The following is a 1713-nucleotide window of genomic DNA, read 5'->3' as shown; positions in this document are numbered from 1 at the left end:
GAGAAACGGGGTGGCGGGACCGTTGGTAACGGTCTCGAAATCTGTTAAGTCATTGATTTTATTGAATGGTAGCGGAGGTCCGCTACATGCGTCGCCCCCACCGTTCGTTCGCGTTCCGTTGCGCCTGAGCCGGGCTTATCGACAACCGGAAGCTGGCCTCCGAGCTGCGAGGCGTTCCATCGCGCGAGGCGATGGGTATAGTCGTCCGGTCAACCAGGTGTTCGATGCGCGGGAGGTGGTGCCGTTGAGTCCGGGGCTCTGGTCTTCTTTGCTTGCTTGTTCGTCTTCGTCATGGTGATGCTGCCGTTCTGGATCGCGCTGTCCGGCTACGGCGCCGGACTGAAGCTCGCGACGTTTCTGGCCTGCCTGGCGACGCCCCTCGTCGTGATGGCCAACCTGCTCGCCAGCGTTCTGGTGTGGGTCTTCGCGTTCGTTCTCGCTGGTCTCGCCCACCGGGCGCTCAAGCGGTCGCTGTTCGAGCAGCGGGTGCTTTCGGACCTGCGCGAGGCCCGTGCGGCCGCGGCGGCCGCGCGGCAGGACCCCGGCGGCCAGAACCAGACGCGCTGACGGCCGCGGGGAAATACGGGAAATTCCCGGAATTGGGCGAAAAGCGCAGCCTAAACGATAGCTTGCGCGCCTGCGGTGGTGGGGCTCACAAATTGGCGTAGCGCTGGGAGTTGAACCGATCGGCCACCAGGCGGCCGGCGTTCTCGGCGTGCACATACGTCTCCAGGAAAATCTTCGCGCTCTTCCAACGGCCGGCAGCGCCGCTGTTCGCCGACACCGACGTCTTCTTTCCGTTGGCGTGGTCGAAGATCGGGTCCTGATCTTCGGCCGGCGAGGTGACGGCGCGCCGGCCGAATTTCCCGCCGCCGAGGTCCGCGATGTCGTCGCTCATAATCTGCTCCAGTGACTGGCTGTGGATCAGGCGCCGTCGCCGCGGGCGAGGCCCGCGTGGCGGCTGATCTCGGATTGCTGGATCGCGTCGATGCGGCCGGCGACGCGGTCGAGACGGTCGCCGACAGCCGCGAAGCCCTCTCGCATGTCCGTGTGCACGGCGGCGATCGAGCGCTCGATCCGCGCCTCGGTCGCCTCGAAGGCCCGCGAGGTCGCGGCACTGCTGGTGCGCAGCTCGGCGAGCTCGGCCGCGATGCGCACCCGGTGGTCGGTGAAGTCGCGCAGATGGTCGACCAGGTCGTTGCCGACGCGGATGGCGAGATCGTGCGCCGTCTGCGCCGTGATGCGGCCGCCGGCCGAGGCGGCCATGCTGTCGTCGTGCGCCTTCCGGCGATTGAGCAGATAGCCCGCCCAGCCGGCCGCGGCGCTGCACGCCGCGACCAGGATGGAGATCCAGACCACCTCGATCGTCATCGACCGATCGCCCGCTTGAGTGTGTCGGCCAGCCCGCCGGGCCCGGTCGGCCCGGAGCGCATCACCATGGGCCCGAGACCGAGGCAGCCGAACACGAGCGCATAGGCCCAATCGACCGTGGTGCCGCTGGACGGATAGCGCTCGCCCGTCACGTAGACGAGCGCCGGGATCCCGACCTGGTGCCAGAGCAGCACCGCGAGCTGCGAGAGCGTCACGGCGGCCCACACGGCGCGGACCAGCGGCGACTTCGTCGCCGCGTCCATCATGGTGGCGTAGGTCTTGGCGAGCGTCTGGTAGGCCTCGACCTCGACGGCCCGGAAGGTGGCGAGCAGCGCCTGGCTG

General features: G+C 68.1%; 4 protein-coding genes. 1 reads left to right on the top strand and 3 read right to left on the bottom strand.

The genetic code is table 11. The annotated features are described in order from the left end of the window. The first annotated feature begins 291 nt into the window (after nt 1–291). Nucleotides 292–567: a hypothetical protein gene (locus ABTU92_RS30110; protein WP_408095203.1), complete on the top strand. Its 276-nt coding sequence runs from the start codon at nt 292–294 to the stop codon at nt 565–567. A gap of 85 nt (nt 568–652) precedes the next feature. Here the strand turns inward: ABTU92_RS30110 and ABTU92_RS30105 are convergent, their stop codons facing one another. The 3 genes from ABTU92_RS30105 to ABTU92_RS30095 all read right to left on the bottom strand — a co-directional run. Further along, on the bottom strand, nt 653–898 hold the full coding sequence (locus ABTU92_RS30105; protein ID WP_408095202.1) for a hypothetical protein: 246 nt from the start codon (nt 896–898) through the stop codon (nt 653–655). A gap of 26 nt (nt 899–924) precedes the next feature. Continuing rightward, nucleotides 925–1371: a hypothetical protein gene (locus ABTU92_RS30100; RefSeq protein WP_408095201.1), complete on the bottom strand. Its 447-nt coding sequence runs from the start codon at nt 1369–1371 to the stop codon at nt 925–927. After that, a partial coding sequence (locus ABTU92_RS30095; RefSeq protein WP_408095200.1) for a hypothetical protein occupies nt 1368–1713 on the bottom strand: 346 nt, incomplete at its 5' end. The genes ABTU92_RS30095 and ABTU92_RS30100, both read right to left, overlap by 4 nt.

Origin of the sequence: Rhodoplanes sp. SY1, assembly GCF_046000175.1 — a bacterium.
GTDB lineage: Bacteria > Pseudomonadota > Alphaproteobacteria > Rhizobiales > Xanthobacteraceae > Rhodoplanes.
This window is presented reverse-complemented; position numbering and strand designations above follow the sequence as displayed.

Coding starts and splice junctions, on each gene's coding strand:
- ABTU92_RS30105 (WP_408095202.1), bottom strand. CDS start 898: ATGAGCGACGACATCGCGGACCTCGGCGGCGGGAAATTCGGCCGGCGC.
- ABTU92_RS30110 (WP_408095203.1), top strand. CDS start 292: ATGGTGATGCTGCCGTTCTGGATCGCGCTGTCCGGCTACGGCGCCGGA.
- ABTU92_RS30100 (WP_408095201.1), bottom strand. CDS start 1,371: ATGACGATCGAGGTGGTCTGGATCTCCATCCTGGTCGCGGCGTGCAGC.